The 20,879-nt window shown below is 63.1% G+C and carries 28 protein-coding genes; 16 read left to right on the top strand and 12 right to left on the bottom strand.

The genetic code is table 11. The annotated features are described in order from the left end of the window. Positions 1-209 precede the first annotated feature (209 nt). Complete coding sequence (gene mnmE, locus Q8R81_RS06990) at positions 210-1,508, bottom strand: tRNA uridine-5-carboxymethylaminomethyl(34) synthesis GTPase MnmE (protein ID WP_305616707.1); 1,299 nt, start codon at positions 1,506-1,508, stop codon at positions 210-212. A gap of 31 nt (positions 1,509-1,539) precedes the next feature. Beyond that, entirely contained in the window at positions 1,540-1,803 is a 264-nt protein-coding gene (locus tag Q8R81_RS06995; RefSeq protein ID WP_305616708.1) for a DUF6489 family protein, read from the bottom strand. A 203-nt stretch (positions 1,804-2,006) separates the two neighbouring features. Between Q8R81_RS06995 and Q8R81_RS07000 the strand changes: the two genes are divergently transcribed. Next, positions 2,007-2,390 (top strand): nuclear transport factor 2 family protein, encoded by a 384-nt coding sequence (locus Q8R81_RS07000; RefSeq protein WP_305616854.1) that lies wholly within the window; start codon positions 2,007-2,009, stop codon positions 2,388-2,390. 70 nt (positions 2,391-2,460) lie between these two features. On the opposite strand, the gene rpoZ is transcribed toward Q8R81_RS07000, so the two are convergent. From rpoZ to Q8R81_RS07020, 4 genes are all read right to left on the bottom strand, one after another. Next, positions 2,461-2,805 carry a DNA-directed RNA polymerase subunit omega gene (gene rpoZ / locus Q8R81_RS07005; RefSeq protein WP_305616709.1) on the bottom strand — a complete coding sequence of 115 codons (345 nt, stop codon included), beginning with the start codon at positions 2,803-2,805 and terminating at the stop codon, positions 2,461-2,463. Between the two features lie 86 nt (positions 2,806-2,891). Further along, complete coding sequence (locus tag Q8R81_RS07010) at positions 2,892-3,170, bottom strand: hypothetical protein (RefSeq protein WP_305616710.1); 279 nt, start codon at positions 3,168-3,170, stop codon at positions 2,892-2,894. A 14-nt stretch (positions 3,171-3,184) separates the two neighbouring features. Then, on the bottom strand, positions 3,185-4,702 hold the full coding sequence (locus Q8R81_RS07015) for a replicative DNA helicase (RefSeq protein ID WP_305616711.1): 1,518 nt from the start codon (positions 4,700-4,702) through the stop codon (positions 3,185-3,187). A 72-nt stretch (positions 4,703-4,774) separates the two neighbouring features. Further along, positions 4,775-5,740, bottom strand: a complete 966-nt coding sequence (locus Q8R81_RS07020; RefSeq protein WP_305616712.1) for a GGDEF domain-containing protein — start codon at positions 5,738-5,740, stop codon at positions 4,775-4,777. A 321-nt stretch (positions 5,741-6,061) separates the two neighbouring features. Between Q8R81_RS07020 and Q8R81_RS07025 the strand changes: the two genes are divergently transcribed. From Q8R81_RS07025 to Q8R81_RS07045, 5 genes are all read left to right on the top strand, one after another. Then, positions 6,062-6,544, top strand: a complete 483-nt coding sequence (locus Q8R81_RS07025; protein ID WP_305616713.1) for a UPF0262 family protein — start codon at positions 6,062-6,064, stop codon at positions 6,542-6,544. Positions 6,545-6,573: 29 nt separating this feature from the next. Next, the gene (locus tag Q8R81_RS07030) at positions 6,574-7,314 is read left to right on the top strand and encodes a glycoside hydrolase family 25 protein (protein WP_305616714.1); all 741 of its coding nucleotides are present in this window, start codon (positions 6,574-6,576) and stop codon (positions 7,312-7,314) included. Next, on the top strand, positions 7,311-7,748 hold the full coding sequence (locus Q8R81_RS07035) for a cytidine deaminase (protein WP_305616715.1): 438 nt from the start codon (positions 7,311-7,313) through the stop codon (positions 7,746-7,748). Before Q8R81_RS07030 ends, Q8R81_RS07035 begins: the two co-directional genes overlap by 4 nt. A 181-nt stretch (positions 7,749-7,929) precedes the next feature. Then, complete coding sequence (gene dcd, locus Q8R81_RS07040) at positions 7,930-8,484, top strand: dCTP deaminase (RefSeq protein WP_292623587.1); 555 nt, start codon at positions 7,930-7,932, stop codon at positions 8,482-8,484. A 233-nt stretch (positions 8,485-8,717) separates the two neighbouring features. Then, complete coding sequence (locus tag Q8R81_RS07045) at positions 8,718-9,887, top strand: trans-acting enoyl reductase family protein (RefSeq protein WP_305616716.1); 1,170 nt, start codon at positions 8,718-8,720, stop codon at positions 9,885-9,887. Positions 9,888-9,968: 81 nt separating this feature from the next. On the opposite strand, the gene Q8R81_RS07050 is transcribed toward Q8R81_RS07045, so the two are convergent. Beyond that, the gene (locus Q8R81_RS07050; RefSeq protein ID WP_305616717.1) at positions 9,969-10,412 is read right to left on the bottom strand and encodes a globin domain-containing protein; all 444 of its coding nucleotides are present in this window, start codon (positions 10,410-10,412) and stop codon (positions 9,969-9,971) included. A gap of 81 nt (positions 10,413-10,493) precedes the next feature. Here Q8R81_RS07050 and Q8R81_RS07055 point away from each other — a divergent pair, with 81 nt between their 5' ends. Next, a complete protein-coding gene (locus Q8R81_RS07055; RefSeq protein ID WP_305616718.1) occupies positions 10,494-10,946 on the top strand; it encodes an Rrf2 family transcriptional regulator in 453 nt (150 codons plus the stop codon). Here Q8R81_RS07055 and Q8R81_RS07060 read toward each other — a convergent pair. Continuing rightward, positions 10,930-11,352, bottom strand: a complete 423-nt coding sequence (locus Q8R81_RS07060) for a hypothetical protein (protein ID WP_305616855.1) — start codon at positions 11,350-11,352, stop codon at positions 10,930-10,932. The two genes, Q8R81_RS07055 and Q8R81_RS07060, sit on opposite strands and share 17 nt — an antisense overlap. 164 nt (positions 11,353-11,516) lie before the next feature. Between Q8R81_RS07060 and Q8R81_RS07065 the strand changes: the two genes are divergently transcribed. Further along, the gene (locus tag Q8R81_RS07065) at positions 11,517-12,512 is read left to right on the top strand and encodes an adenosine kinase (RefSeq protein ID WP_305616719.1); all 996 of its coding nucleotides are present in this window, start codon (positions 11,517-11,519) and stop codon (positions 12,510-12,512) included. A gap of 70 nt (positions 12,513-12,582) precedes the next feature. On the opposite strand, the gene Q8R81_RS07070 is transcribed toward Q8R81_RS07065, so the two are convergent. Further along, entirely contained in the window at positions 12,583-13,011 is a 429-nt protein-coding gene (locus Q8R81_RS07070) for a CBS domain-containing protein (RefSeq protein ID WP_305616720.1), read from the bottom strand. Positions 13,012-13,151: 140 nt separating this feature from the next. On the opposite strand from Q8R81_RS07070, the gene Q8R81_RS07075 reads away from it, so the two are divergent. The 7 genes from Q8R81_RS07075 to dxs all read left to right on the top strand — a co-directional run bounded on the left by Q8R81_RS07075 (position 13,152) and on the right by dxs (position 18,230). Continuing rightward, the gene (locus Q8R81_RS07075; RefSeq protein ID WP_305616721.1) at positions 13,152-13,445 is read left to right on the top strand and encodes a hypothetical protein; all 294 of its coding nucleotides are present in this window, start codon (positions 13,152-13,154) and stop codon (positions 13,443-13,445) included. Positions 13,446-13,476: 31 nt separating this feature from the next. Next, the gene (locus Q8R81_RS07080; protein WP_305616722.1) at positions 13,477-13,809 is read left to right on the top strand and encodes an iron-sulfur cluster assembly accessory protein; all 333 of its coding nucleotides are present in this window, start codon (positions 13,477-13,479) and stop codon (positions 13,807-13,809) included. Positions 13,810-13,978: 169 nt separating this feature from the next. Next, entirely contained in the window at positions 13,979-14,755 is a 777-nt protein-coding gene (xth, locus tag Q8R81_RS07085; RefSeq protein WP_305616723.1) for an exodeoxyribonuclease III, read from the top strand. 19 nt (positions 14,756-14,774) lie between these two features. Then, the gene (locus Q8R81_RS07090) at positions 14,775-15,020 is read left to right on the top strand and encodes a hypothetical protein (RefSeq protein ID WP_305616724.1); all 246 of its coding nucleotides are present in this window, start codon (positions 14,775-14,777) and stop codon (positions 15,018-15,020) included. A 1-nt stretch (position 15,021) separates the two neighbouring features. Next, positions 15,022-15,699 carry a peptide-methionine (S)-S-oxide reductase MsrA gene (gene msrA / locus Q8R81_RS07095; protein ID WP_305616725.1) on the top strand — a complete coding sequence of 226 codons (678 nt, stop codon included), beginning with the start codon at positions 15,022-15,024 and terminating at the stop codon, positions 15,697-15,699. A gap of 36 nt (positions 15,700-15,735) precedes the next feature. After that, a complete protein-coding gene (locus Q8R81_RS07100) occupies positions 15,736-16,209 on the top strand; it encodes a Fur family transcriptional regulator (RefSeq protein ID WP_305616726.1) in 474 nt (157 codons plus the stop codon). A 98-nt stretch (positions 16,210-16,307) separates the two neighbouring features. Next, positions 16,308-18,230 (top strand): 1-deoxy-D-xylulose-5-phosphate synthase, encoded by a 1,923-nt coding sequence (dxs, locus tag Q8R81_RS07105; RefSeq protein ID WP_305616727.1) that lies wholly within the window; start codon positions 16,308-16,310, stop codon positions 18,228-18,230. Here the strand turns inward: dxs and Q8R81_RS07110 are convergent. Next, positions 18,227-18,682, bottom strand: coding sequence for a nucleoside deaminase (locus tag Q8R81_RS07110; RefSeq protein ID WP_305616728.1), 456 nt, complete (start codon positions 18,680-18,682; stop codon positions 18,227-18,229). The two genes, dxs and Q8R81_RS07110, sit on opposite strands and share 4 nt — an antisense overlap. Before the next feature lie 123 nt (positions 18,683-18,805). Here Q8R81_RS07110 and rpmB point away from each other — a divergent pair, with 123 nt between their 5' ends. Then, entirely contained in the window at positions 18,806-19,090 is a 285-nt protein-coding gene (gene rpmB / locus Q8R81_RS07115; protein ID WP_305616729.1) for a 50S ribosomal protein L28, read from the top strand. Positions 19,091-19,167: 77 nt separating this feature from the next. Here the strand turns inward: rpmB and Q8R81_RS07120 are convergent, their stop codons facing one another. Both Q8R81_RS07120 and msrB read right to left on the bottom strand, forming a co-directional pair. Continuing rightward, positions 19,168-20,109: an esterase-like activity of phytase family protein gene (locus Q8R81_RS07120; RefSeq protein ID WP_305616730.1), complete on the bottom strand. Its 942-nt coding sequence runs from the start codon at positions 20,107-20,109 to the stop codon at positions 19,168-19,170. Positions 20,110-20,255: 146 nt separating this feature from the next. After that, on the bottom strand, positions 20,256-20,753 hold the full coding sequence (msrB, locus tag Q8R81_RS07125) for a peptide-methionine (R)-S-oxide reductase MsrB (protein ID WP_305616731.1): 498 nt from the start codon (positions 20,751-20,753) through the stop codon (positions 20,256-20,258). Positions 20,754-20,879 lie beyond the last annotated feature (126 nt).

Consider the following 20,879-nt stretch of genomic DNA (forward strand, 5'->3'; position numbering starts at 1 on the left):
AAGATTTGGATGGGGTGTTTCACGTGGAACGGTTGGGGGTGGGTCTCGTCATTCCCGCGAAGGTGGGAATCCAGTTCCAACGGTAGCGGGCTGGATTCCCGCCTTCGCGGGAATGACGAATTTTGGTAACTGTTTCACGTGGAACACTTGGCGCGAGGGTGGCCCTCCACCATCCTGCGGATGGTCCCCCTCCCCGTTCCGGGGAGGAACTATTTGCCGATGCAGAATTTTCCGAAGAGGGTGTCGAGCATATCTTCGGTGCTGGTGCGACCGATCAGGGCATCGAGGGCGCGGCGGGCGAGGCGGAGGTTTTCGGCGGCGAGGAGCGGGTCGGGTTCGGTGGTGGCGTGGTGGAGGCTTTCGGCCACGTCGCTGAGCAGGGTGTGTTGGCGCTGGTTGAGCGCGGCTTGTCCCGGCGCGGGGAGTGATTGGCGGGCGTGGGCAATGAGCGCCTCGCGCAGTGTGGGCAGGCCTTCGCCGGTTCGGGCAGAGAGGTGGAGTGCCTTTGCGGATTTGCGCGCGGCGGTTTCATCGTCTGCTCGCGCGGAAACTTCCCACAAGGGGCGGCTGTCTGGCCCTTCACCTTCCGGGCCGAGCCAGAGGATGAGGTCGGCGTCTTCAGCGGCAGCTCGCGCGCGGGCTATGCCGATGCGTTCGATCTCGCCGGCGCCTTCATCGCGCAGGCCAGCGGTATCGACGAACACGAAGGGCACGCCGTCCAGCGCGCAGGCGTGTGTGAGCACATCGCGGGTGGTGCCAGGTTCAGCGGCGGTGATGGCTGCTTCCTGTTCTACCAAGGCGTTGAACAGGGTGGACTTTCCGGCGTTTGGTGGCCCGGCAAGAACGACGCGGAAGCCGTGCTTCAAGGGTTCGGCGCGGGGGCGGGTGAGCCACGCTTCGAGACTTTGGGCGAGTGTGGTGCAACCGGCGGTGAAGCCGGTAGGGAGTGTCTCCTCCCCATCCCCCACATCGTCCTCGTCCGAGAAATCGAGTGCGGCTTCGAGGCGCGCGGACAGTTGCAGCAGGGTGGTGCGCCAACCTTCCACTTCACGTGAAAGCACGCCTTCAGCCATCGCGAGGGCGGTGCGGCGTTGCAGTTCGGTTTCGGCGGAGAGCAGATCGGCAAGGCCTTCGGCTTCGGCCAGATCGATGCGGCCATTGGCGAATGCGCGGCGGGTGAATTCTCCGGGCTGGGCGCGGCGCAGGCCGGGGATGTGTGTGAGTGCGGCTTCGACGGCGGCAACAACGGCACGCCCACCGTGGAGGTGGAGCTCGGCACTGTCTTCCCCGGTCGCGGTGCCGGGACCGGGCAGCCACAGCACCATTGTGCGATCAAGGTGCGTGCCGTCTTGCGGATCGGCCAAGGTGGCGAGCGTGGCACGACGCGGTGTAGGGCGTTTGCCGGTGAGCGCGGTAAGCGCCGCACCTGCTTGCGGGCCGCTGATGCGGATGACGGCGATGCCAGCGGGCGGTGGGCCGGAAGAGAGGGCGAAGATGGTGTCAGTCACCCCTCTCCCCTACACCGTCAGATGCGAAACGTCAGTCCTTTGGCTTCTTTGAACCAGCGCCGCTCATCGCACCCATTGCGCTTTGTTCCATGAAGTTCTGGAACATTTTCAGGCCGATTTCGCCCATCGGGGCGATCTGTTTGGCGAAGGATTGCAACTGGTCGATATTGCTGACGCCTTGCATGGCCTTGGCGATATTATCGACATAGACATCATTCGCCTTCGACACATCGGGCAGGCCAAGGAAGCGGCGGGCCTCTTCCGGGGTGCAATCGACTTCCATTGTAACTTTCATTGGTGAATCCTTGCAGGCATCCCGGGCGTGGGGCGTAGACTGTCATGCACGCTTGGCAAAGTCCATGCTGGCGACCAACATGGCAATCGACCAACCCCTTTGAATCACAGGGTGAACGACGTTTTTGGACAATGGATTGCGCCTGATCAAGGTTGGTGTGGGCGCGCTGCCCTAGGCAGTAGTAGAGAAACGGGAGAATGGCGATGAAGCTCGGTCTGGCAGCGTGGCACCGGTATATGTTGAGTGGCGATCCGGCGCTGCTTGATGAGTTGGTGGCCGATGACGCGGTGTTTCATTCGCCCGTGGTGCATACGCCGCAAGCCGGGCGCGAAAAGGTGCTGATGTACCTGACGGCGGCGGGACAGGTGTTTGGCAACGGCACGTTCCGCTATGTGCGCGAACTGGTGGACGGACCGGAAGCGTGCCTGGAGTTCGAGTGCGAGATGGACGGGTTGAAGGTCAACGGCATCGACCTGATTCGCTTCGATCTGGAAGGGCGGATCGTGGACTTCAAGGTGATGGTGCGGCCGCTCAAAGCCATCAACAAGGTATGGGAGCTGATGGCGGTGCGGCTGGAGAATACGTGAAAAAAGCCCCGGGTTTCACGCCGGGGTTTTTTGCAAGACATTGATTTCAGTGGGAAATCAGCCCCAAAAATCAACCGTCGTAGTCGGCACCCAGCGAGGTGTTGCGCACTGGCGCAGCAGCTGTGATGCGCAGAGCTTCGGCCGACTGCGAGAGCGAGCCGATTTCATCGACTTCATCATCGTCATCCGGAAGGACGCGCTGGAGCGACTGGATCACGTTTTCCTTGAGCACGGCAGGACGCACGGTCTCTTCGGCGATTTCGCGCAGGGCGACGACGGGGTTCTTGTCACGATCACGGTCAATGGTGAGTTCCGCGCCACCCGAAATCGCGCGGGCGCGTTCGGCTGCGATCAGGACGAGATCGAAACGGTTGGGAACCTTGTCGACGCAATCTTCGACGGTAACGCGCGCCATCCGGGCACTCCGATATGCAAAAGGATCTGGAAAGAGCCGCAGCTAGGCCGGGGTTGTGGAAAAGTCAAGGATTCGTGGTAGTGAGGTTATTCATCCAGGGCGCCGGTTAGGCGAAACTTTGCATATTCAACGGCCTTCTTGGAAAAATGATCAGGATAAGCAACCACGGCTGCTTCAAGTGTCCAATCCTTAAGTCCTTCGCGCACCATTCGTTTGTATCCTGTCTTCGGATCAGAAGTAGATACCAAGTTCTCCAAAACCTTTGGCGAACGATCTGGATACCACATGCCCATGAAGGCCGTCGGGTGGTATCCGACAGCTTGAGCGCGCCGGATTCCCTCTTCTACAAAATCGTTTAAAGTCATTGGCTGCTCTATGTTCATTCGTCATCGTTGCCGTAAGCAGCGCGCAGGTCGTCCGACGCCAGATCGGAGAACCGGGTGATGCGGGCTTCGAAGCGCAGGCGCACTTTGCCGGTGGAGCCGTGGCGCTGTTTGGCGACGATCAGTTCGGCAAGGCCGAAGACGCGTTCCATTTCGGCCTGCCAGGCGGCGTGGGCTTCCTGCGTCTTGGCGTCGTCGTTGCCTTGGGGGACTTTGGGTTCCTTGGCGGCGACGTAGTAGTCTTCGCGGAACACGAACCAGACCATGTCGGCGTCCTGCTCGATCGAGCCGGATTCGCGAAGGTCTGACAGCATCGGGCGCTTGTCGTCGCGCTGTTCGACCGCGCGCGAGAGCTGCGAGAGCGCGATGACGGGGACCGCCAGTTCTTTGGCCAAGGTCTTGAGACCGCGCGAGATTTCGGAGATTTCGTTGACGCGGTTGTCGCCCGAGCGGCCCGAGCCTTGGAGGAGTTGGAGGTAATCGACGACGATCAGGCCGATGTCGTGGCGGCGCTTGAGGCGGCGGGCGCGGGCGCGAAGGCTGCCGATGGTGAGTGCCGGGGTATCGTCGATAAACAGCGGCAGTTCGGCGAGGCGCTGGCTGGCGAAGGACAGCTGCTGGAAATCCTCGCGGCTGATGCGGCCCATGCGCAACGCTTCTGAGCTGATGCCCGATTGTTCGGCAAGGATACGCGTGGCGAGCTGGTCCGCGCTCATTTCAAGGCTGAAGAAGGCTACGCCCGCGCCGACCGAATCCTTGAGCGTGATGCCATCGGCCATGTCGCGGCGCAGGCGATCGGCGGCGTTGAAGGCGATGTTGGTGACGAGCGAGGTCTTGCCCATGCCGGGGCGTCCGGCGAGGATGATAAGGTCCGAATCGTGGAGGCCGCCGATCTTTTCGTTGACCGAGGTGAGGCCGGTGGTCTTGCCCGAGATGTGGCCGCCCGAGAGCAGGGCCTTTTCGATCATTTCGAGCGAGGCGCGGGTGGCGGTGGCGAAGCTTTGCGCCTCGCTGCCGGTCTGCGCGCCTTCGGATACGGCGTAGAGTGCGGCTTCGGCTTTCTCCACCTGTTCGAGCGGGGCGACCGAATCGCTGGTGTCGAGCGCGCCTTCGACGAGATTGCGGCCCACGGTGATCAGTTCGCGCAGCAGGGCGAGATCGTAGATCTGTTCGGCCAGTTCGCGCGGGTTGAGCAGGCCCTGACCGTCCGACGTGAGTCGCGCGAGGTAGGCGACGCCGCCCAGTTCCTTCAGCCCCTCGTCGCTTTCGAAATAGGGCTTGAGCGTGACCGGGGTGACCACCGCCTTGCGATCCACCAGGGTGTGGATGCGTTCGAACACGCGGGCGTGGACGGCGGCGAAGAAGTGTTCGGGCTTTAGCGGGGTCTGCAGTTCTTCAAGGATGCGGTTGTCGATCAGGACCGCGCCGAGAAAGGCGGCTTCCGCCTCGACGTTGGAGGGGAGCGCGCGAATCTCGGTGGGTTCGCGGGTGAGGATGGCTTCGCTGGCGGACATGGGCGCATAGTGCCCCACCCTGCCCCGCACGGCAATTGGCACTGGGTGTGGATAGCGGGGATGAGCGTCCTTTTATCCCGCCAGCATGATGCGGTTGCGGCCTTCCTCCTTGGCGCGATAGAGCGCTTCGTCGGCGGCTTTGAGCGCATCGCGGGGGTTGGCGAAGGCGAAGACATCGGCGATGCCGCCGGAAAAGGTGATCTGGCCCATCGGTTCTTCGGTGGAGCGGTTGATGAAGTGGCGGGCGCCGAAGTTTTCGCGCACGGCATCGAGCTTGTCGAAAGCCTCCTGCGGGGTCTTGCCGCGAAACAGCATGACGAACTCCTCTCCGCCCTGCCGCGCGACGTGGCAATTGTCGTTGGTGATACGGGCGAGCGAATCGGCGATGGCGCGAATCACGCGGTCTCCGGTATCGTGGCCGTGGGTATCGTTGACGCGCTTGAAGTGGTCGATGTCGCAGAAGGCGACGCAAAGGTTCTCGGCTTCCTGCCGGGCTTCGCGGAAGTGGCGATCAAGCAGGCCTTCAAACGCGCGGCGGTTGGGCAGGCCGGTGAGGTGATCGACGTCGGCATCGTGCCGCGCCTTTTCCAGTTCCTTGCGCAGCTTCTGCGTTTCGGCCTCGCTGCGCTGCATTTCCGAGGCAAACTCGTTGCCGCGTGCGATCATTTCGGACGCAATCGCTTCGAGCGCGGCGACCATGCTGGCGGGGTCTGCCGAGGCGGGCGCGGATGATACCTGCTGTGCGATCTGCGAATTGTAGCTTTCGGCAGCGGCGTGGGCCGAGCGCGTGGTCTGGCTGAAGCTTTCGAGTGAGGTTTCCAGCGCGCCGACGATTTTCTTGACGCTTTCCTGCAGGCCGTCCGCAGTGCGGTTCTGATCGAGCCAGTCCTGCGTGATCGGCTGACCGGACTTGCGGCGATCAAGCAGCTTTCGCGCCAGTGCGGGATCTTCGCCCGAGAAGGCGGAATGTGCGGCCATGAGGTTGCTGGCGGTTATCGAAAGGCCGTTGCCGAGAAGGAAATCGGAAATCTCCTGCATCAAAATGGCGTGGGCTGCATTCAGCGGATGTGCAGGCGAACGTCCGGCTACCCCCTCGCCCTGTTCCGCGCCGGCCTCGGATGAATCATCCGTTCCCTTGCTGCTGCCGAACAGGCGAAAGAAGCGTGACCCTCCTTCGAACTCGATTCCCACTTTAGCCTCCGTCTGGTGTTTCCCGTATGCCTTTTAGGGTGTGGGGGCTGAGCCTGTCTGGAAAGCGGGATAGGTAGATTTACCATGATGCGGCCGAGATTGGCCCGATCTGGGCCGAACGCTGCCCCTCTTGCTTGCGCAGCGCGTGTCTGCAACACAGGTGGCCTGATGGCTGACCCGCGCATTTCGCATATCGAGCTGGACGATACGACGATCATCTGGCGCAATGCCGATATCGAGCAGGAGCGGCGCATTGCGATCTTCGATCTGATCGAAGAGAACACGTTCAAACCGCTGCGTGCGTTCGAGGCTGGGCATCACGGCCCTTATCGGCTGAAGCTTTCAGTGGACGACGGACGATTGGTGCTGGCGATTTCCGGCGAAGATGGCACTGCGCTGGAGACGGTGATTCTGGGCCTTGGGCGGTTCCGGCGGCCGATCCGCGAATATTTTGCGATCTGCGACAGCTATTATCAGGCGATCCGCAAGGCTACCGCCACCGAGATTGAAACCATCGACATGGCGCGGCGCGGCATTCACAACCACGCCGCCGATACGCTGCTGGAACGGCTGGAGGGCAAGATCGAAACCGATTTCCCCACTGCCCGGCGGCTTTTTACCCTGATCTGCGTGCTGCATATCAGGGGCTGACAAAAAACCGGGGCGCGAACTTCAAAAGCATGGCCAAGCAACCAAACAGGACACGTCCGAGCGGCGCGCGCCCGGCGGGCAAACGCAGGAGCAGCCTGAAGCGTCGGCTGCTGGCGGTGTTGCTGCTGGCGTTGCTGATTGCGGGCGGATTCGGCTGGTGGAAAGCACGCACATGGCTGCCTGACCGCAAGGACTTTCCGGTGCAGGGTGTGTGGTTGAGCGATGATGATGGCGCGGTGGATTGGCGGTTGCTGCGGGCGACTGGCGCAGACTTTGCCTATCTGACGGCAAGCGAGGGCACAAATGTGCGCGATACTGCCTTTGCCAGCGGCGTGGCAGGGGCGCGCAGCCGGGGCATGCAGGTGGGCGCAGTGCACGTTTATGACCTGTGCGCCCCCGCCGATGCGCAGGCGGCGAATTTCGTGACGCTGGTGCCGCGCGACGAGGCCATGTTGCCGCCCGCCATCCGCATCGACATATCATCGCGCACCTGCCCCGAAGTTCCCGGCGAAGCGCAGATGCAGAGCGAACTGACCACGTTCCTTAATCAGGTGGAAAAGCACGCCGAAAAGCCGGTGATCCTGATGGTGTCAAAATCCATCGAAAAGCAGTTCCACCTTGCCGCGCGGATTGATCGGAATATCTGGGTGGAGCAGGATTTCCTCGAACCCGCCTATGCCGGGCGGCCCTGGGTGATGTGGACTGCCAGCAGCCGGTTGCGGCTGAATGCGGCGAACACGCCCCTGCATTGGGTGGTGGTGCAGCAATGAGTGATGAAATGATCGCTGACAGGCGTGAAGAGCTGATCGCGGCAGCGCGCGGGGCAATGGGCAGTGCCTATGCGCCCTACTCCGGCTTTCACGTGGGCGCAGCGCTGCTGTTCGATGATGGCGCGATTGTGACGGGAGCGAACTTCGAGAACGCTTCTTATGGCTTGTCGCTCTGTGCCGAGACGGTGGCTTGCGCCAGCGCATCGCAGGCCGGGCGGCGCGGCGGATTGCTGGCCGTGGCCGTGCTGGGCGGCATGGGCGGTGCGGTGGAGGCGGCAATCAGCCCGTGCGGGCGGTGTCGGCAAGTGGTGAACGAACTGGCCGCGCTGGGCGGCACCGATCCGCTAGTGTTGTGCGTGGGCGCGCAGGAAACGGTGGAAATGCGGCTGTCGGTGCTCTTGCCCAATGCGTTCGGGCCTGCGAATCTGGCTTAGAGGTTTCGGGGTGATGCTTGCGCTGCGCAAGTGCCCACCCCGCTGCGACTAAGGCTTGCTACGCAAGCCCAAGTCTCGCGGCCCTCCCGCCTGCGGGAGGGCAGATGATGGGGTGGTGTTCTTCCCCCCTCCCGCAGGCGGGAGGGGTTGGGCTTACACAGACGTATCAAGGGAGAGCCAGTTGGCCATTCTTTCCGACAAGTGGATCCGCGAAAAAGCGCTGAACGAGGGGATGATCGAGCCTTTCGTTGAAACGCAGCGCCGCGATGGCTGCATCAGCTACGGGCTTTCGTCCTATGGCTATGATGCGCGGGTGGCGCGCGAGTTCAAGATCTTCACGAACGTCGATTCGGCCATCGTCGATCCGAAGAATTTCGATGGAGCCAGTCTGGTGGACCGCGAGACCGACGTCTGCGTGATTCCGCCCAACTCTTTTGCGCTGGCACGCACCGTGGAATACTTCCGTGTGCCGCGCGATGTGCTGGTGATCTGTCTTGGCAAAAGCACGTATGCGCGCTGCGGCATCATTGTGAACGTGACGCCGCTGGAGCCGGGCTGGGAAGGCCATGTGACGCTGGAATTTTCCAACACCACGCCCCTGCCCGCCAAGATCTATGCCAACGAAGGCGCGTGCCAGTTCCTGTTCCTGCAGGGCAACGAGCCATGCGAGGTGAGCTATGCCGACCGTGCGGGCAAGTACATGGGCCAGCGCGGGGTGACGTTGCCGAAGTTGTGAAAGGGGCAGGCTTGCTTCCCAAAACCCTCGTCATTCCCGCGAAGGCGGGAATCCAGATCCGGCGGTTGCGCGCTGGATTCCCGCCTGCGCGGGAATGACGAAGTTTGGTGGGTGGGCTGCCCGATCTGTTCCAGGCCGTCACTCCATCTCTTAACCCCGCGCTTAAATCCGGTTGCATTCGCCCCTGACTTCGCCAAGCTTGCCTGCACAACAAAAAGCAGGCGGAGAGGCAGATGGACAAGGCAGAGAGACCCTATGATATCGTCGTCTATGGGGCGACGGGGTTCACGGGGCGGCTGGTAGCGGAATATCTGGCGCGGCATTACGGGCAGGAAGGGCCGCGTTGGGCAATGGCCGGGCGCTCTGCAGCCAAACTGGCCGAAGTGCGGGCGCTGATCGATGCACCGAAGAACACGCCGCTGATTGTGGCCGATGCCGCCGATCCGGCCAGCCTTGCAGCGATGGTGGAACAGACGCGCGTGGTGGTGACCACGGTGGGACCGTACCAGCTTTACGGCGAGCCACTGCTGGCGGCGTGCATTGCGGCGGGCACCGACTATGCCGATTTGTGCGGTGAGCCGGTGTGGATGCGCCAGATGATCGACAAGTATGGCGATGCGGCGGAGCGGTCGGGCGCGCGGATCTGCTTCTCCAGCGGCTTTGATTCGATCCCGTTCGATCTGGGCGTGCTGATGCTGCAGAAGGAAGCGGTAGCCCGGTTCGGACGCCCTGCCCCGCGCGTGAAAGGCCGGGTACGCGGCGTGAAAGGTGGTGCTTCGGGCGGCACAGCGGCAAGTTTGAAGGCGACGCTGGCGGCGCTGGGCAAGGACCATTCGCTGATCCCGCTGATGCAGAGCGCGTTTTGCCTGACGCCGGGCTTTGAAGGGCCAGCGCAGCCTGCGGGCAACACGGTGCAGCATGACGATGCACTGGGCAGTTGGGAAACGCCGTTCATTATGGCGGCGATCAACGTGAAGAATGTGCATCGTACCAATGCCCTGCTGGGGCATCTGTGGGGCACCGACTTCGTCTATGACGAGATGGTGCTGACCGGTCCGGGCGAGCAGGGCAAGGCGATTGCCGAGCATATGGCCAAAACGCCGACGATCGGCCGTCCCGATGATCCGCTGCCGGGCGAAGGGCCATCGCCCGAAGAGCGCGAGACCGGGTTTTACGACCTGCTGTTTGTGGGCGAAATGCCCGATGGGCAGGTGGTGCGGTATGGCGTGAAGGGGCGTTACGATCCGGGCTATGGATCGACGAGCCGGATGATCTCTGAAACCGGGATTGCGCTGCTTTCCAGCGATGCGGCGGGCGTGATCGGCACTCCCGGAGCGATTCTGGGCGAGGCGCTGGTTGATAGGCTGCGTGCGCACGCGGAGATCAGTTTCGCGGTGGAGTGAAATGCAAAAAGCCCGCCTGCCATACAGAGGGTCTGGTGGCAGGCAGGCTTCGCTTTGACAGCTCGACCGTGCGGGGGCTGATCAGTCTGCCAAGGCGTAGGCTTCGGATTCGGCGGCGATGAGGATGTCGGCGAGCATCCAGTAGGCCTCACCCCAGGCGGCGAGCACTTCGTCAGTGGCGACTTCGGCCCCCACCACATCGCGAATCGCCGGCAGCAGCGCTTCGGCCACGTAGGGGTAGTGTTCGGCCTTCACCCCGCAATCAACATGGCGCTGAACCATGCGGCCAACGGCTGGGCCAAGGTTCTCCAACTTGTCGATGTTCTTGGCATAGGCGAGAATCGCGGCGGCCAGACGGCGTGGCTGTTCGCCCGATTCCTGCGCGGCCTGATCAAACATGGCCTTCACTTCATCGTTCTGGAACAGGCGCTTGTACATGGCGGTGGTGATGGCCAGCCCATGCTTTTCGATCACCGGGGCGGTGGCTTTGACGATGGTGCGGGCGTGTTCGGAAGCGGTGCGCATTGGGGGATCTCCAATCTGGTATTCCAAATACCGGTATTTGAATTGCTTGATTTAGGCAAGCGGAAATCCGATAGTCGCGCGATGCAACTGACCCAGCACACCGACTTTGGCCTGCGCTTGCTGATCGTGCTGGCGCGCAAGGCCGCGCCGGTCAGCCTGCCCGCGTTTTCAGCCGATCAGGGCCTGAGCTATCACCATGTCGCCAAAGTGGCGCAGGGGCTGGTGCAGGCGGGCTTTGCGGTGTCGCAGCGTGGGCGCAGCGGCGGGATCGCGCTGGCGCGGCCTGCGGGCGAAATCGGCGTGGGTGATGTGGTGCGCAAGCTGGAGCGCGGCTTGCGGCTGGCGGATTGCGGCACGTGTGCGCTCAGGGCCAATTGCGGGCTGAGCGGGGTGCTGGCCGAGGCGCTGGACGCGTTCATGGCGGTGCTGGACCGCTATACGCTTGCCGATGTTTCGCGCGAGGGGGTGCCTGCCTTTGCGCCCTGGGCAATGTTGCCGGTTACGCCGGGGTGCGCGGTTACTGGCTCTTCCTGAGCGCAGCAACGCAGGACGCGCGATCAACCTCGCGGCCATCGCCGCGCCGGGCGTCGGCATAAGTGGCGATGGGTTTGCTGCTGCCGGTTTGCGGGTAGAGGTAGATGTCGAGGATGCAGGCGGTGCCGCTCCATTGAAGCTTGCGCGCGTCGTCCTCGATCACATCAAGCCGGGGTGTGCCGAACACGCGGCCAAGCTGCAGCGCATCGGCGCCGATCACGCCTTCAAGGCCGGGAACCATCTGGAGCTGGGCTGAGGGCCGTTGGATCGGACCTGGGCGTGGCACGGTGGTGCGGGCGGGCGGGGTGGAGCGGACTTGCGCGGTCTTGCCCGCAGGCGCGGCCCCTCCCCCTCCGCACGAGGCGAGCAGCAGGGCGGCAGGCAGGGCGAGGATGGCGGGGCGCATGATCACGCTGCGGGGATGCAGCGTGCTTGGGGGGCGGTCAACTCGGTTCCGCACGGCACGGCGCGGTTGCGGGGCGTTCCGGCGCTTGCTGCGCACTCTTGCTGCACTGCGGTGAAAGCGCTAGGCCGTCGCGCGACTTATCTCGACTTTGGAGCCAATCCCGTATGTCCGAACCGCTTTACGACGTCATCGCCATCGGCAACGCCATCGTCGATGTGATGGCCCCTTGTGACGATGAAGGCATCGAAAAGCTGGGGCTGGCCAAGGGCGGCATGACGCTGGTGGATACCGCGCGGGCGCAGGAACTGTACGATGCAATGGGGCCGGCGCGCGAGATTTCGGGCGGATCGGCGGCCAATACGCTGGCGGGCCTTGCCGCGCTGGGGGCCAAGTGCGCTTTCATCGGACAGGTTGCCGACGACCAGCTGGGCGAGGTTTTCGCGCACGACATCCGTGCAGGTGGCATTGCTTTTGATACAGCGGCGCGTGCGGACGAGCCGCCGACGGCACGCTGCCTGATCTTCGTGACGCCCGATGGCCAGCGCACGATGAACACGTTCCTGGGAGCTTCGCAGTTCCTGCCTGCCGAGGCGCTGGACGATGCCACCATTGCGGCAGCCAAGGTGCTCTACCTCGAAGGCTATCTGTGGGACCCGGAAGAGCCGCGCAAGGCGATGCGCCGCGCGATCTCCGCTGCCCGCGATGCAGGACGCAAGGTGGCGTTCACGCTGTCGGATGCCTTCGTGATTTCGCGCCACGGCGACGATTTCCGCGCGCTGATCGCCGATGGGCAGATCGACATTCTGTTTGCCAACGAACACGAACTGGCCGCGCTGACCGGGATCGAGGATTTCGACGCCGGTCTGGCCGAGCTTTCGGCTAAGGTGCCAACGCTGGTGGTGACGCGCAGCGAAAAGGGCGCGCATGCCGTGAGCAATGGCGAGCATGCCCACGTTCCCGCTGAGCCGATTGCCAAGGTGGTCGACACCACCGGCGCGGGCGACCTTTTCGCGGCCGGGTTCCTGTTCGGCTATGTGCGCGGCAAGCCGTTGGCTGAAAGCCTGACGATGGGCGCGGTTTGCGCGGCGGAAGTGATCTCGCACTATGGCGCGCGGCCTGAAGCCGATCTCAAGGAATTGGTGGCCAAGCGGCTGGGGTGAACGCGGTTGTTCGGCTGACGCCGAATGCCCACCCCCGACCCCTCCCGCCTGCGGGAGGGGGGAGTGTGCGTCAGGCCTGCTGGATATAGACCCTCATCGCGTCGGCTTCGGCTTCGATCTTGTCGAGCCGGTGCTTCACCAGATCGCCGATGGAGACGAAGGCGACCATGCGGCCTGCTTCAACAACGGGCAGGTGGCGGAAGCGGCGTTGGGTCATCAGGGCCAACGCTTCCATCACCGTGGTCTGCGGGCCGACGGTGACGACCGGTGCGGTCATCATGTCGCGCACTTTCATGTGCAGGGCGGCTTCGCCGTGTTTGTGCAGGCAGCGGATCATGTCGCGTTCGGAGAAGATGCCGGCAACGCCGCTGGCGCCATCGTTGACCGGCAGCGCACCGATGCGGTGGCTGGCGAGCATGTCTATCGCATCTGAAACCTGAGCGTCGGCAGAAACGCTCCACACTTCGCCGCGTCCGGCAATGACTTGGGCAATGGTCATGGCATCCTCCGTTGAGGTGCGGCCGGTATGCCTTTTTGGCGTCTTGCCTGCCGCCTGTCTCCCGCCGCAATCATGACAGCTTGCGGCCTATTGTCAAAGCCGTTGCAAGCTCCATTTCCGATGGGCAAAGGACTCCGACGATGCATGGCCAATCTCCCCTTGATGATCCTGAAAACGCGCGCTTTGCCTGGGCGCGCTATCGCACGATCATGAAAGGCATGGCGGCGTTCAGCACGGTAGTGGTCGGCGTGGCGCTGGGGGTGCTCTATTTCCAGATCGGCTTCGTTTCGATCCACCTCTATATCGCCAGCGCATTGGGCATCTGGCTGACGATCATGCTGATGGCGGCATTGATGGGGCTGGTGTTCCTTTCCAGCGGTACCGGCCACGATGAATCTATCGAAGATCGGCTTGGCGACGAATGGAACCGTTGAGGTTGCGGCGGTTCATGCCTATCTTGTGCGCATGAGCGAAACACAGGTCACCCTAGCCGCCAACGCCGCCGCGCGCGTTTCTGCCATCGCGGCCAAGCAGGGCAAGCCCGCGATCCTGCGCCTGTCGGTTGAAGGCGGGGGCTGTTCTGGCTTTCAGTACAAGTTCGGCTTGGCCGATGCGCCGGAAGAGGGCGATACGATTGCCGAGACTGATGGTGTGCAGTTGCTGGTTGATGACGTGAGCCTTGGCCTGCTGGAAGGCAGCGTGGTGGAATATGTCGAATCGCTGGGCGGCGCTGCGTTCAAGGTAACCAATCCCCAAGCAGCTTCTGGCTGCGGCTGCGGGTCGTCCTTCGCGATATGATTGCGAGGTGGCTGTTTGCTGCAAGGCCTCTTTTGCCGTCACCCTGAACTTGGTTCAGGGTCCATTTGTCACGACGGACTGCGGCTTGTTCGGCACAATGGATCCTGAAACAAGTTCAGGATGACGAAGACCTGTAAACCGCCACATATCTTCAGAGTGCAAGATCGCCATGCTCAAGATCGCCAGCTTCAACATCAACGGGATCAAGGCCCGCTTGCCGCGCCTGCTCGAATGGCTTGAGGAAACGCGCCCAAGCGTCGCCTGCTTGCAGGAGATCAAGACGCAGGACGAGGGCTTTCCCGCCGCCGAGTTCGAAAAGATCGGCTATCACGCGATCTGGCACGGGCAGAAGGGCTTCAACGGTGTGGCGATCCTTGCCGATGGGCAAAAGCCGGTTGAAGTGCAGCGTGGCCTTGCCGGAGAGCCGGAGGATGAACACTCGCGCTATCTGGAGGCCGACGTTTTCGGGCTGCGCGTGGTGTGCATCTATCTTCCCAACGGCAATCCGCAGCCGGGGCCGAAGTTCGATTACAAGTTGCGCTGGATGGACCGGCTGCGGGCGCGGATGAACGCGATTGCGGCGGAGGAAGTGCCCGCGCTGGTGATCGGCGATTACAACGTGATCCCTGAGGACAAGGACACCTATTCGGTCAAGGCGATGGCCGATGATGCGCTGATGCAGCCCGAATCGCGTGATGCCTACCGCCGGTTGCTCAACGATGGGTGGACCGATGCGATTGACACGCTGAACCCGCAGGGCGGGGTTTGGACCTTCTGGGACTATCAGGCGGGTGCGTGGCAGCGCGATCATGGATTCCGCATCGATCACCTGCTGCTGTCGCCCGAACTGGCCGACCGCATGGCGAGCGCGGGCGTGGACAAGGAATATCGCGGGCGCGAAAAGGCCAGCGATCACACGCCGGTGTGGGTGGAGTTACGCGCCTGAGCGCCGTTCGTCGCATCTGGTGAACGCTTTGCAGAATCCACGGTGGCATACGCGCCTTGCTGTGCAGGGCGTCACCGAACGTTCATGCATGTTCGCCCAGACGGTGGACTACCGATATTCAGATGAAAGCTTCCTCATGGGCCTGTTCAAGCCTGACTTTTTCCGTTCGCTGGCCTTCGGGTTCCTGATGGGTGCTGCCGTGATGGCGGTAACTTCGGGGACGACCGCACTGGCCACGCCGGATACCGAACAGGTTTCGAACTAAGATGCGCCGCCCGGTCCTCTCCGCGATGGTGGCTCTGGGGATCGGCACGGCTGCAGCCCAGCAACCGGCCTTTGCCGAGGGCACGATGGCCACGCCTGCCGCCGCTGTTGAAGCGCGCGAGGAGCCGGGCAAGAAAACCGCCATTTTTGCAGGCGGGTGCTTCTGGGGCATCGAGGCTGTGTTCAGCCATCTGAAAGGCGTGAGCAGCGCCGTTTCAGGCTTTCATGGCGGTGAGAAGAACACCGCGCGTTATGACGTGGTGGACAGCGGCAAGACCGGCCACGCCGAGGTTGTGCGGGTGACCTATGACCCGACAAAGATCCGCTACGATCAGTTGCTGCGTGTGTTCTTTGCGGTGGGCGCAAACCCCACCCAGTTGAACTATCAGGGGCCGGATCATGGCACGCAGTATCGCAACGCGCTGGTGCCGATGAGCGTGGAGCAGAAGCGCGTCGCCGCAGGTTACCTGGCGCAGTTGAAGCGGCTGGACCTGTGGAAGCAGCCGATTGTGACGGCGGTGGAGCCTTACAAGGCATTCTACCTTGCCGAGGGCTATCATCAGGACTTTGCCGCCAACAATCCCGACCACGGCTATATCCGCCGTTGGGACGCGCCCAAGGTGCGGGCGCTGAAGACGATGTTCCCCGATCTGTACAAGCCGACGTTCACGCGGAACTGATTTGCGGTTCAGGGCGCGCATGCCTATCTAGGGCAGATGGCAACGCAGCATCACCACCATCGCGACCTTGAAGGCGAAACGCTGGTTACGGCGGCGCGCGATGCGTTGATCGAATCGGGCGAACAGTGGACCGATATGCGCGCCGACGTGTTCGACGCGCTGGCCGGGTGCGAAAAGCCCGCGAGCGCTTATGACATTGCCGAACGGGTGGGCAATGCGCGCGGAAAGCGCGTGGCGGCCAATTCGGTCTATCGCATTCTTGACTTGTTCGTGCGCACCAATCTGGCGCGGCGGGTGGAAAGCGCCAATGCCTATGTGGCGAACAGCCATCCGGGGTGCCGGCACGACTGCATCTTCCTGATTTGCGATCTGTGCGGCAAGGCCGTGCATAACGATGACGACAAACTGACCGGCGCGTTGCGGCTGGCGGCGCAGGCGGCAGGCTTTGCCGAAGTGCGCCCGGTGGTGGAGATTCGCGGCCATTGTGCCGAGTGTGCCAGCGGGGACTGAATGCAGCGCTGCTTGCGGGCGCGCGCTGGACGAATAGGCGGGGCCGTTTGGCATGATCCTGTTCGACACCGCCAAAGCATCGGTGTAAGGGCCAAGGGATGAATTCAGAACCGGCAACGCCGCTGCTCGACACGGTCAAGACACCTGACGATCTCCGCAAGCTCGCGCCATCGCAGCTTCGCCAGCTTTCGGACGAATTGCGTGCCGAAATGATTTCTGCCGTCGGCACTACCGGCGGGCATCTGGGATCAGGGCTTGGCGTGGTCGAACTGACCGTGGCAATTCACTATGTTTTCAACACGCCTGATGACAAGCTGGTGTGGGACGTGGGCCATCAGGCCTATCCGCACAAGATCCTGACCGGGCGGCGTGACCGTATCCGCACGCTGCGGCAGGGCGGGGGGCTTTCGGGCTTCACCAAGCGGAGCGAGAGCGAATACGATCCGTTCGGCACTGCACATTCCAGCACATCGATTTCCGCGGCGCTGGGCTTTGCCATCGCCAACAAGATCTCGGGCCGCGCGGGCAAGGGCATTGCCGTGATCGGCGATGGCGCGATGAGCGCGGGCATGGCCTATGAGGCGATGAACAACGCTGGCGCTGCGGGCAACCGACTGGTCGTGATCCTGAACGACAACGATATGTCGATTGCGCCGCCAGTGGGCGGGCTTTCGGCCTATCTGGCGCGGCTGGTATCGTCGCGTCCGTTCCTGGGTCTGCGCGATATTGCGCGGCGGCTTGCGCGCAACTTGCCGCGTCCGCTGCATCAGGCAGCGCGGAAGACTGACGAGTTCGCGCGCGGCATGGCGATGGGCGGCACGCTGTTCGAGGAACTGGGCTTCTACTACGTCGGGCCGCTGGATGGACACAACATCGACCAGTTGATCCCGGTGCTGGAAAACGTGCGCGATGCTGCCGAAGGGCCGTGCCTGATCCACGTGGTGACGCAGAAGGGCAAGGGCTATGGCCCGGCCGAGCAGGCGGCTGACAAGTATCACGGCGTCCAGAAGTTCGATGTGGTGACCGGCGAACAGGTGAAGGCCAAGCCCGGCGCGCCCGCTTATCAGAACGTGTTCGGTGAAACGCTGGCCAAGCTGGCCGACACCGACCCCACGATCTGCGCCATCACGGCGGCGATGCCCAGCGGCACCGGCGTGGACAAGTTCGCCAAGGCGCACCCGGACCGCACGTTCGATGTGGGTATTGCCGAGCAGCACGCGGTGACCTTTGCAGCGGGCCTTGCGGCAGAGGGCATGCGCCCGTTCTGCGCGATCTATTCCACCTTCCTGCAGCGCGCCTTCGATCAGGTGGTGCATGACGTGGCGATTCAGAACCTGCCGGTGCGCTTTGCGATTGACCGGGCGGGGCTGGTGGGTGCCGATGGGGCGACTCATGCCGGATCGTTCGACGTCACCTATCTGGCCACGCTGCCCAACATGGTGGTGATGGCTGCGGCTGATGAGGCCGAACTGGTCCACATGACCTATACCGCCGCCTGCCATGACAGCGGGCCGATTGCGTTCCGTTATCCGCGCGGCAATGGCACCGGCGTGCCCCTGCCCGACGTGCCGGAGCGGCTTGAGATCGGCAAGGGCCGCATCGTCCGCACGGGCAACAAGGTTGCGCTGCTGTCGCTCGGCACGCGTCTGGCCGAGGCGCTGAAGGCGGCGGACCAGCTTGAGGCCAAGGGGCTATCGACGACGGTGGCCGACTTGCGCTTTGCCAAGCCGCTCGACACTGATCTGATTCGCCAGCTGATGGCCACGCACGAAGTTGTCGTGACGGTTGAGGAAGGCTCCATCGGCGGGCTGGGCGCACACGTGCTGACGATGGCGAGCGATGAGGGGCTGACTGACGCTGGCCTGAAAATCCGCACGATGCGCCTGCCCGATGTGTTTCAGGATCACGACGCGCCGGACAAGCAGTATGACGTGGCGGGGCTGAACGCGCCGCAGATCGTCGATACGGTGCTGAAGGCGCTGCGGCACAATTCTGCGGGTGTGAGCGAAGCGCGGGCCTAGCGGCGTTCGCGGAAGAAGGTGCGTAGCATCGCAGCCGCCTCGGCCTCGCCCATGCCCGCATAGACCTCAGGCCGGTGCAGGCAGGTGGGTTGGTCAAAGATCCGCCCGCCGTGCTCTACAGCGCCGCCCTTGGGGTCGCTGGCGGCATAGTAGACGCGGGCGATGCGGGCATGGACGATGGCCCCTGCACACATCGCGCAAGGCTCAAGGCTGACCCACAGGTCGCAGCCTTCAAGCCGCTCCTGCCCCAGCGCGATGGCGGCGGCGCGAATCGCCAGCACTTCGGCATGGGCCGTGGGATCGCACATGGCTCGGGGCTGGTTATGGGCAGTGGCGATGACCTTGCCGTCCTTGACCACCACCGCGCCAATCGGCACTTCACCTTCATCCGCCGCGCGCTGGGCTTCATCAAGCGCCATGCGCATCGGTTCGGGCAGGGGCCAGCGGGTCATGGTGCGGGGTATATGAGGGTGAATGTCGCTTTCAAACTCCGAATCCTTGACTTCACCCGGTGAATCGATATGAGCCGCGCCTTCCCGATAAGTGTTATCGAACAACCGAAGCGAGTTTTAGCCATGTCGCGTATCTGCGAACTGACCGGTAAGGGCCGCCAAGTCGGTCACAACGTAAGCCACGCCAACAACAAGACCAAGCGTCTGTTCCTGCCCAACCTGCAGAACGTCACGCTGATGAGCGAGAAGCTGGACCGCAGCTTCAAGTTCCGCGTTTCCACGCATGGTCTGCGTTCGGTGGAACACAACGGTGGCCTCGACAACTGGCTGCTCAAGCAGTCGGACACCAAGCTGTCGTCGCGCGCCCTCAAGGTGAAGCGCGAGCTGGCCAAGGCTGTCGCTGCCTAAACCTTCTTCCCGCAAGGGACTGAACATCGATAGGCCCCCTGTCCCAAGCGGACCGGGGGCTTTTCGTTCGTCTGTGATCAGTGCGGCAGGCGCGCCATATCCAGCCGCAGCTTCATCAGCCGCGTTTCCTGAATGGCAGAGCCGTTCTCGTCGGAAAGCAGCCACACTTCCGGCCCGGCAGGCGTGAGTTTCACGACCATCGCCTCATAATTCTCGCGCAGGGCCGAGGTATCGATCCGCGCGAGTTCCTGCGCCTGCCAGGGGCGTTTGGGATCGAGTTTAGCCGGATCGGCCAACACCAGCCGTGATTCGAAATGTGGCGGGATCAGCGAAAGCCGTCGCGTGAGGATCAGCAGCCGCCCATCGGGCAGCGGGGCCATGTCTACCGGATCAAAGCCCACCGGCAGTTCGATGCCGAATGGCTGCGGCTGCGACCGGTCGGGCGTATCGGCAAACACCAGCCCCAGATGCAACCCGCCGCGCCGCGCGCCGCAAGTTTCGCACAGCAGCATCCAGCGCCCGTCCGTCAGCCGTGTCATTGCCTCTGGCCCGCCGTTGACCGGCCAGTCCTTGAGAGCCGGAATCGGCACGAATGCGCCCTTGGCGCGGTCGGCATCAATGCGGATCAGGCCGTCTTCATCCTCAAGCCCGAACCAGATGCTGCTATCGGGGGCGAGAACTGCCGATTCGATGTCGAAAACCTCCCAGTCGCCGTCTCGTTTCCGCTGGTAGATTGCCCGACGGATGCCAACCTGCTTCGCCCTGGGAATGTCCGGCGTAGCCATTCCCGGCGGAGTGAAGCGCACCCGCATGTTACGGTCCGAGAAGGCGAGGAATTGGCCGGTGCCCACGTCGATCATTGCAGACCAGCCACCGAACCGTGAATTGGGGCTGGTCATCCGCCACAGCCCTTCCAAGCGGAAGGGGCCGAGGCCGGTTACATCACCAGATGGCCCCACTTCATCAGCAGAAGGGGCGATATCGACAAAGCGCACCATCTGCTGGTGATTGCGCGACACTTCCTGCCACCCCCATGTGGTCCACAGGAGCGGTATCAGCAGGACGATAATGGCAAGCCCCCGACGCACCGGCAGGGGATTGCACGGGCCGAGTGGCCCTCATATGCGCAATTCATCCGTTTCGGTTGTTTCGAAGGAAGGCGCGCTCAGGCCGCTGGTATGAACTTCAGCGCCAAGCCATTGATGCAATAGCGCAATCCTGTGGGCGCAGGACCATCGTTGAACACGTGACCAAGGTGCCCGCCACACTGGTTGCAATGCACTTCGGTGCGCGACATCCCCAGTGAACGGTCAGTCGTGGTGCCCACCACGCGCGGCAGCGGCTTCCAGAAGCTTGGCCAGCCGGTGCCGCTTTCGAACTTGGTGGAGGATGCAAACAGCGCCGTCCCATCGGCAGCGCAGGTGAACACGCCCTTGCGCTTTTCCTTGTTCAGGGGTGAGGTAAAGGGCCGCTCAGTCCCTTCCTCGCGCAGAATGTGGAACCTTTCGGCCCCCAACTGCTGCCGCCACTCCGCGTCAGTCTTCGTAATCGGGAAGGTGCCCTTGGCCGCAGGTTTGGCGCTGCAGGCCGAGGCCCAGGGCATGACCGCGCCAGCGCCCAGCAGGGTGAGGAAACGGCGGCGATCAGATGTGTTGACGGTCATAAAAAACCTCGGATGTCCTGCCGACAGGCCAGGAGGCAAACCTCGGGGGGCGGCGGCCCACCGGCAGGACACGGCCCAGTCTAGACCCGCCCTGCCCCGTCAATCGTGACCCACATCATAGCACGC

The sequence above is a fragment of the Novosphingobium sp. genome (assembly GCF_030696665.1).
Classification (GTDB): domain Bacteria; phylum Pseudomonadota; class Alphaproteobacteria; order Sphingomonadales; family Sphingomonadaceae; genus Novosphingobium.

What these genes read in the sequence shown, in the direction of transcription:
- Q8R81_RS07055 (WP_305616718.1), top strand. Translation starts at nt 10,494, where the DNA reads ATGCAACTGACCCAGCACACCGACTTTGGCCTGCGCTTGCTGATCGTG.
- Q8R81_RS07020 (WP_305616712.1), bottom strand. Translation starts at nt 5,740, where the DNA reads ATGCAGGAGATTTCCGATTTCCTTCTCGGCAACGGCCTTTCGATAACC.
- xth (WP_305616723.1), top strand. Translation starts at nt 13,979, where the DNA reads ATGCTCAAGATCGCCAGCTTCAACATCAACGGGATCAAGGCCCGCTTG.
- Q8R81_RS07050 (WP_305616717.1), bottom strand. Translation starts at nt 10,412, where the DNA reads ATGCGCACCGCTTCCGAACACGCCCGCACCATCGTCAAAGCCACCGCC.
- Q8R81_RS07015 (WP_305616711.1), bottom strand. Translation starts at nt 4,702, where the DNA reads ATGTCCGCCAGCGAAGCCATCCTCACCCGCGAACCCACCGAGATTCGC.
- Q8R81_RS07080 (WP_305616722.1), top strand. Translation starts at nt 13,477, where the DNA reads ATGAGCGAAACACAGGTCACCCTAGCCGCCAACGCCGCCGCGCGCGTT.
- Q8R81_RS07010 (WP_305616710.1), bottom strand. Translation starts at nt 3,170, where the DNA reads ATGACTTTAAACGATTTTGTAGAAGAGGGAATCCGGCGCGCTCAAGCT.
- Q8R81_RS07070 (WP_305616720.1), bottom strand. Translation starts at nt 13,011, where the DNA reads ATGACCATTGCCCAAGTCATTGCCGGACGCGGCGAAGTGTGGAGCGTT.
- Q8R81_RS07065 (WP_305616719.1), top strand. Translation starts at nt 11,517, where the DNA reads ATGTCCGAACCGCTTTACGACGTCATCGCCATCGGCAACGCCATCGTC.
- Q8R81_RS07045 (WP_305616716.1), top strand. Translation starts at nt 8,718, where the DNA reads ATGGACAAGGCAGAGAGACCCTATGATATCGTCGTCTATGGGGCGACG.
- rpmB (WP_305616729.1), top strand. Translation starts at nt 18,806, where the DNA reads ATGTCGCGTATCTGCGAACTGACCGGTAAGGGCCGCCAAGTCGGTCAC.
- rpoZ (WP_305616709.1), bottom strand. Translation starts at nt 2,805, where the DNA reads ATGGCGCGCGTTACCGTCGAAGATTGCGTCGACAAGGTTCCCAACCGT.
- Q8R81_RS07060 (WP_305616855.1), bottom strand. Translation starts at nt 11,352, where the DNA reads ATGCGCCCCGCCATCCTCGCCCTGCCTGCCGCCCTGCTGCTCGCCTCG.
- msrA (WP_305616725.1), top strand. Translation starts at nt 15,022, where the DNA reads ATGCGCCGCCCGGTCCTCTCCGCGATGGTGGCTCTGGGGATCGGCACG.
- msrB (WP_305616731.1), bottom strand. Translation starts at nt 20,753, where the DNA reads ATGACCGTCAACACATCTGATCGCCGCCGTTTCCTCACCCTGCTGGGC.
- Q8R81_RS07000 (WP_305616854.1), top strand. Translation starts at nt 2,007, where the DNA reads ATGAAGCTCGGTCTGGCAGCGTGGCACCGGTATATGTTGAGTGGCGAT.
- Q8R81_RS07030 (WP_305616714.1), top strand. Translation starts at nt 6,574, where the DNA reads ATGGCCAAGCAACCAAACAGGACACGTCCGAGCGGCGCGCGCCCGGCG.
- dxs (WP_305616727.1), top strand. Translation starts at nt 16,308, where the DNA reads ATGAATTCAGAACCGGCAACGCCGCTGCTCGACACGGTCAAGACACCT.
- Q8R81_RS07025 (WP_305616713.1), top strand. Translation starts at nt 6,062, where the DNA reads ATGGCTGACCCGCGCATTTCGCATATCGAGCTGGACGATACGACGATC.
- Q8R81_RS06995 (WP_305616708.1), bottom strand. Translation starts at nt 1,803, where the DNA reads ATGAAAGTTACAATGGAAGTCGATTGCACCCCGGAAGAGGCCCGCCGC.
- Q8R81_RS07035 (WP_305616715.1), top strand. Translation starts at nt 7,311, where the DNA reads ATGAGTGATGAAATGATCGCTGACAGGCGTGAAGAGCTGATCGCGGCA.
- Q8R81_RS07100 (WP_305616726.1), top strand. Translation starts at nt 15,736, where the DNA reads ATGGCAACGCAGCATCACCACCATCGCGACCTTGAAGGCGAAACGCTG.
- Q8R81_RS07110 (WP_305616728.1), bottom strand. Translation starts at nt 18,682, where the DNA reads ATGACCCGCTGGCCCCTGCCCGAACCGATGCGCATGGCGCTTGATGAA.
- Q8R81_RS07075 (WP_305616721.1), top strand. Translation starts at nt 13,152, where the DNA reads ATGCATGGCCAATCTCCCCTTGATGATCCTGAAAACGCGCGCTTTGCC.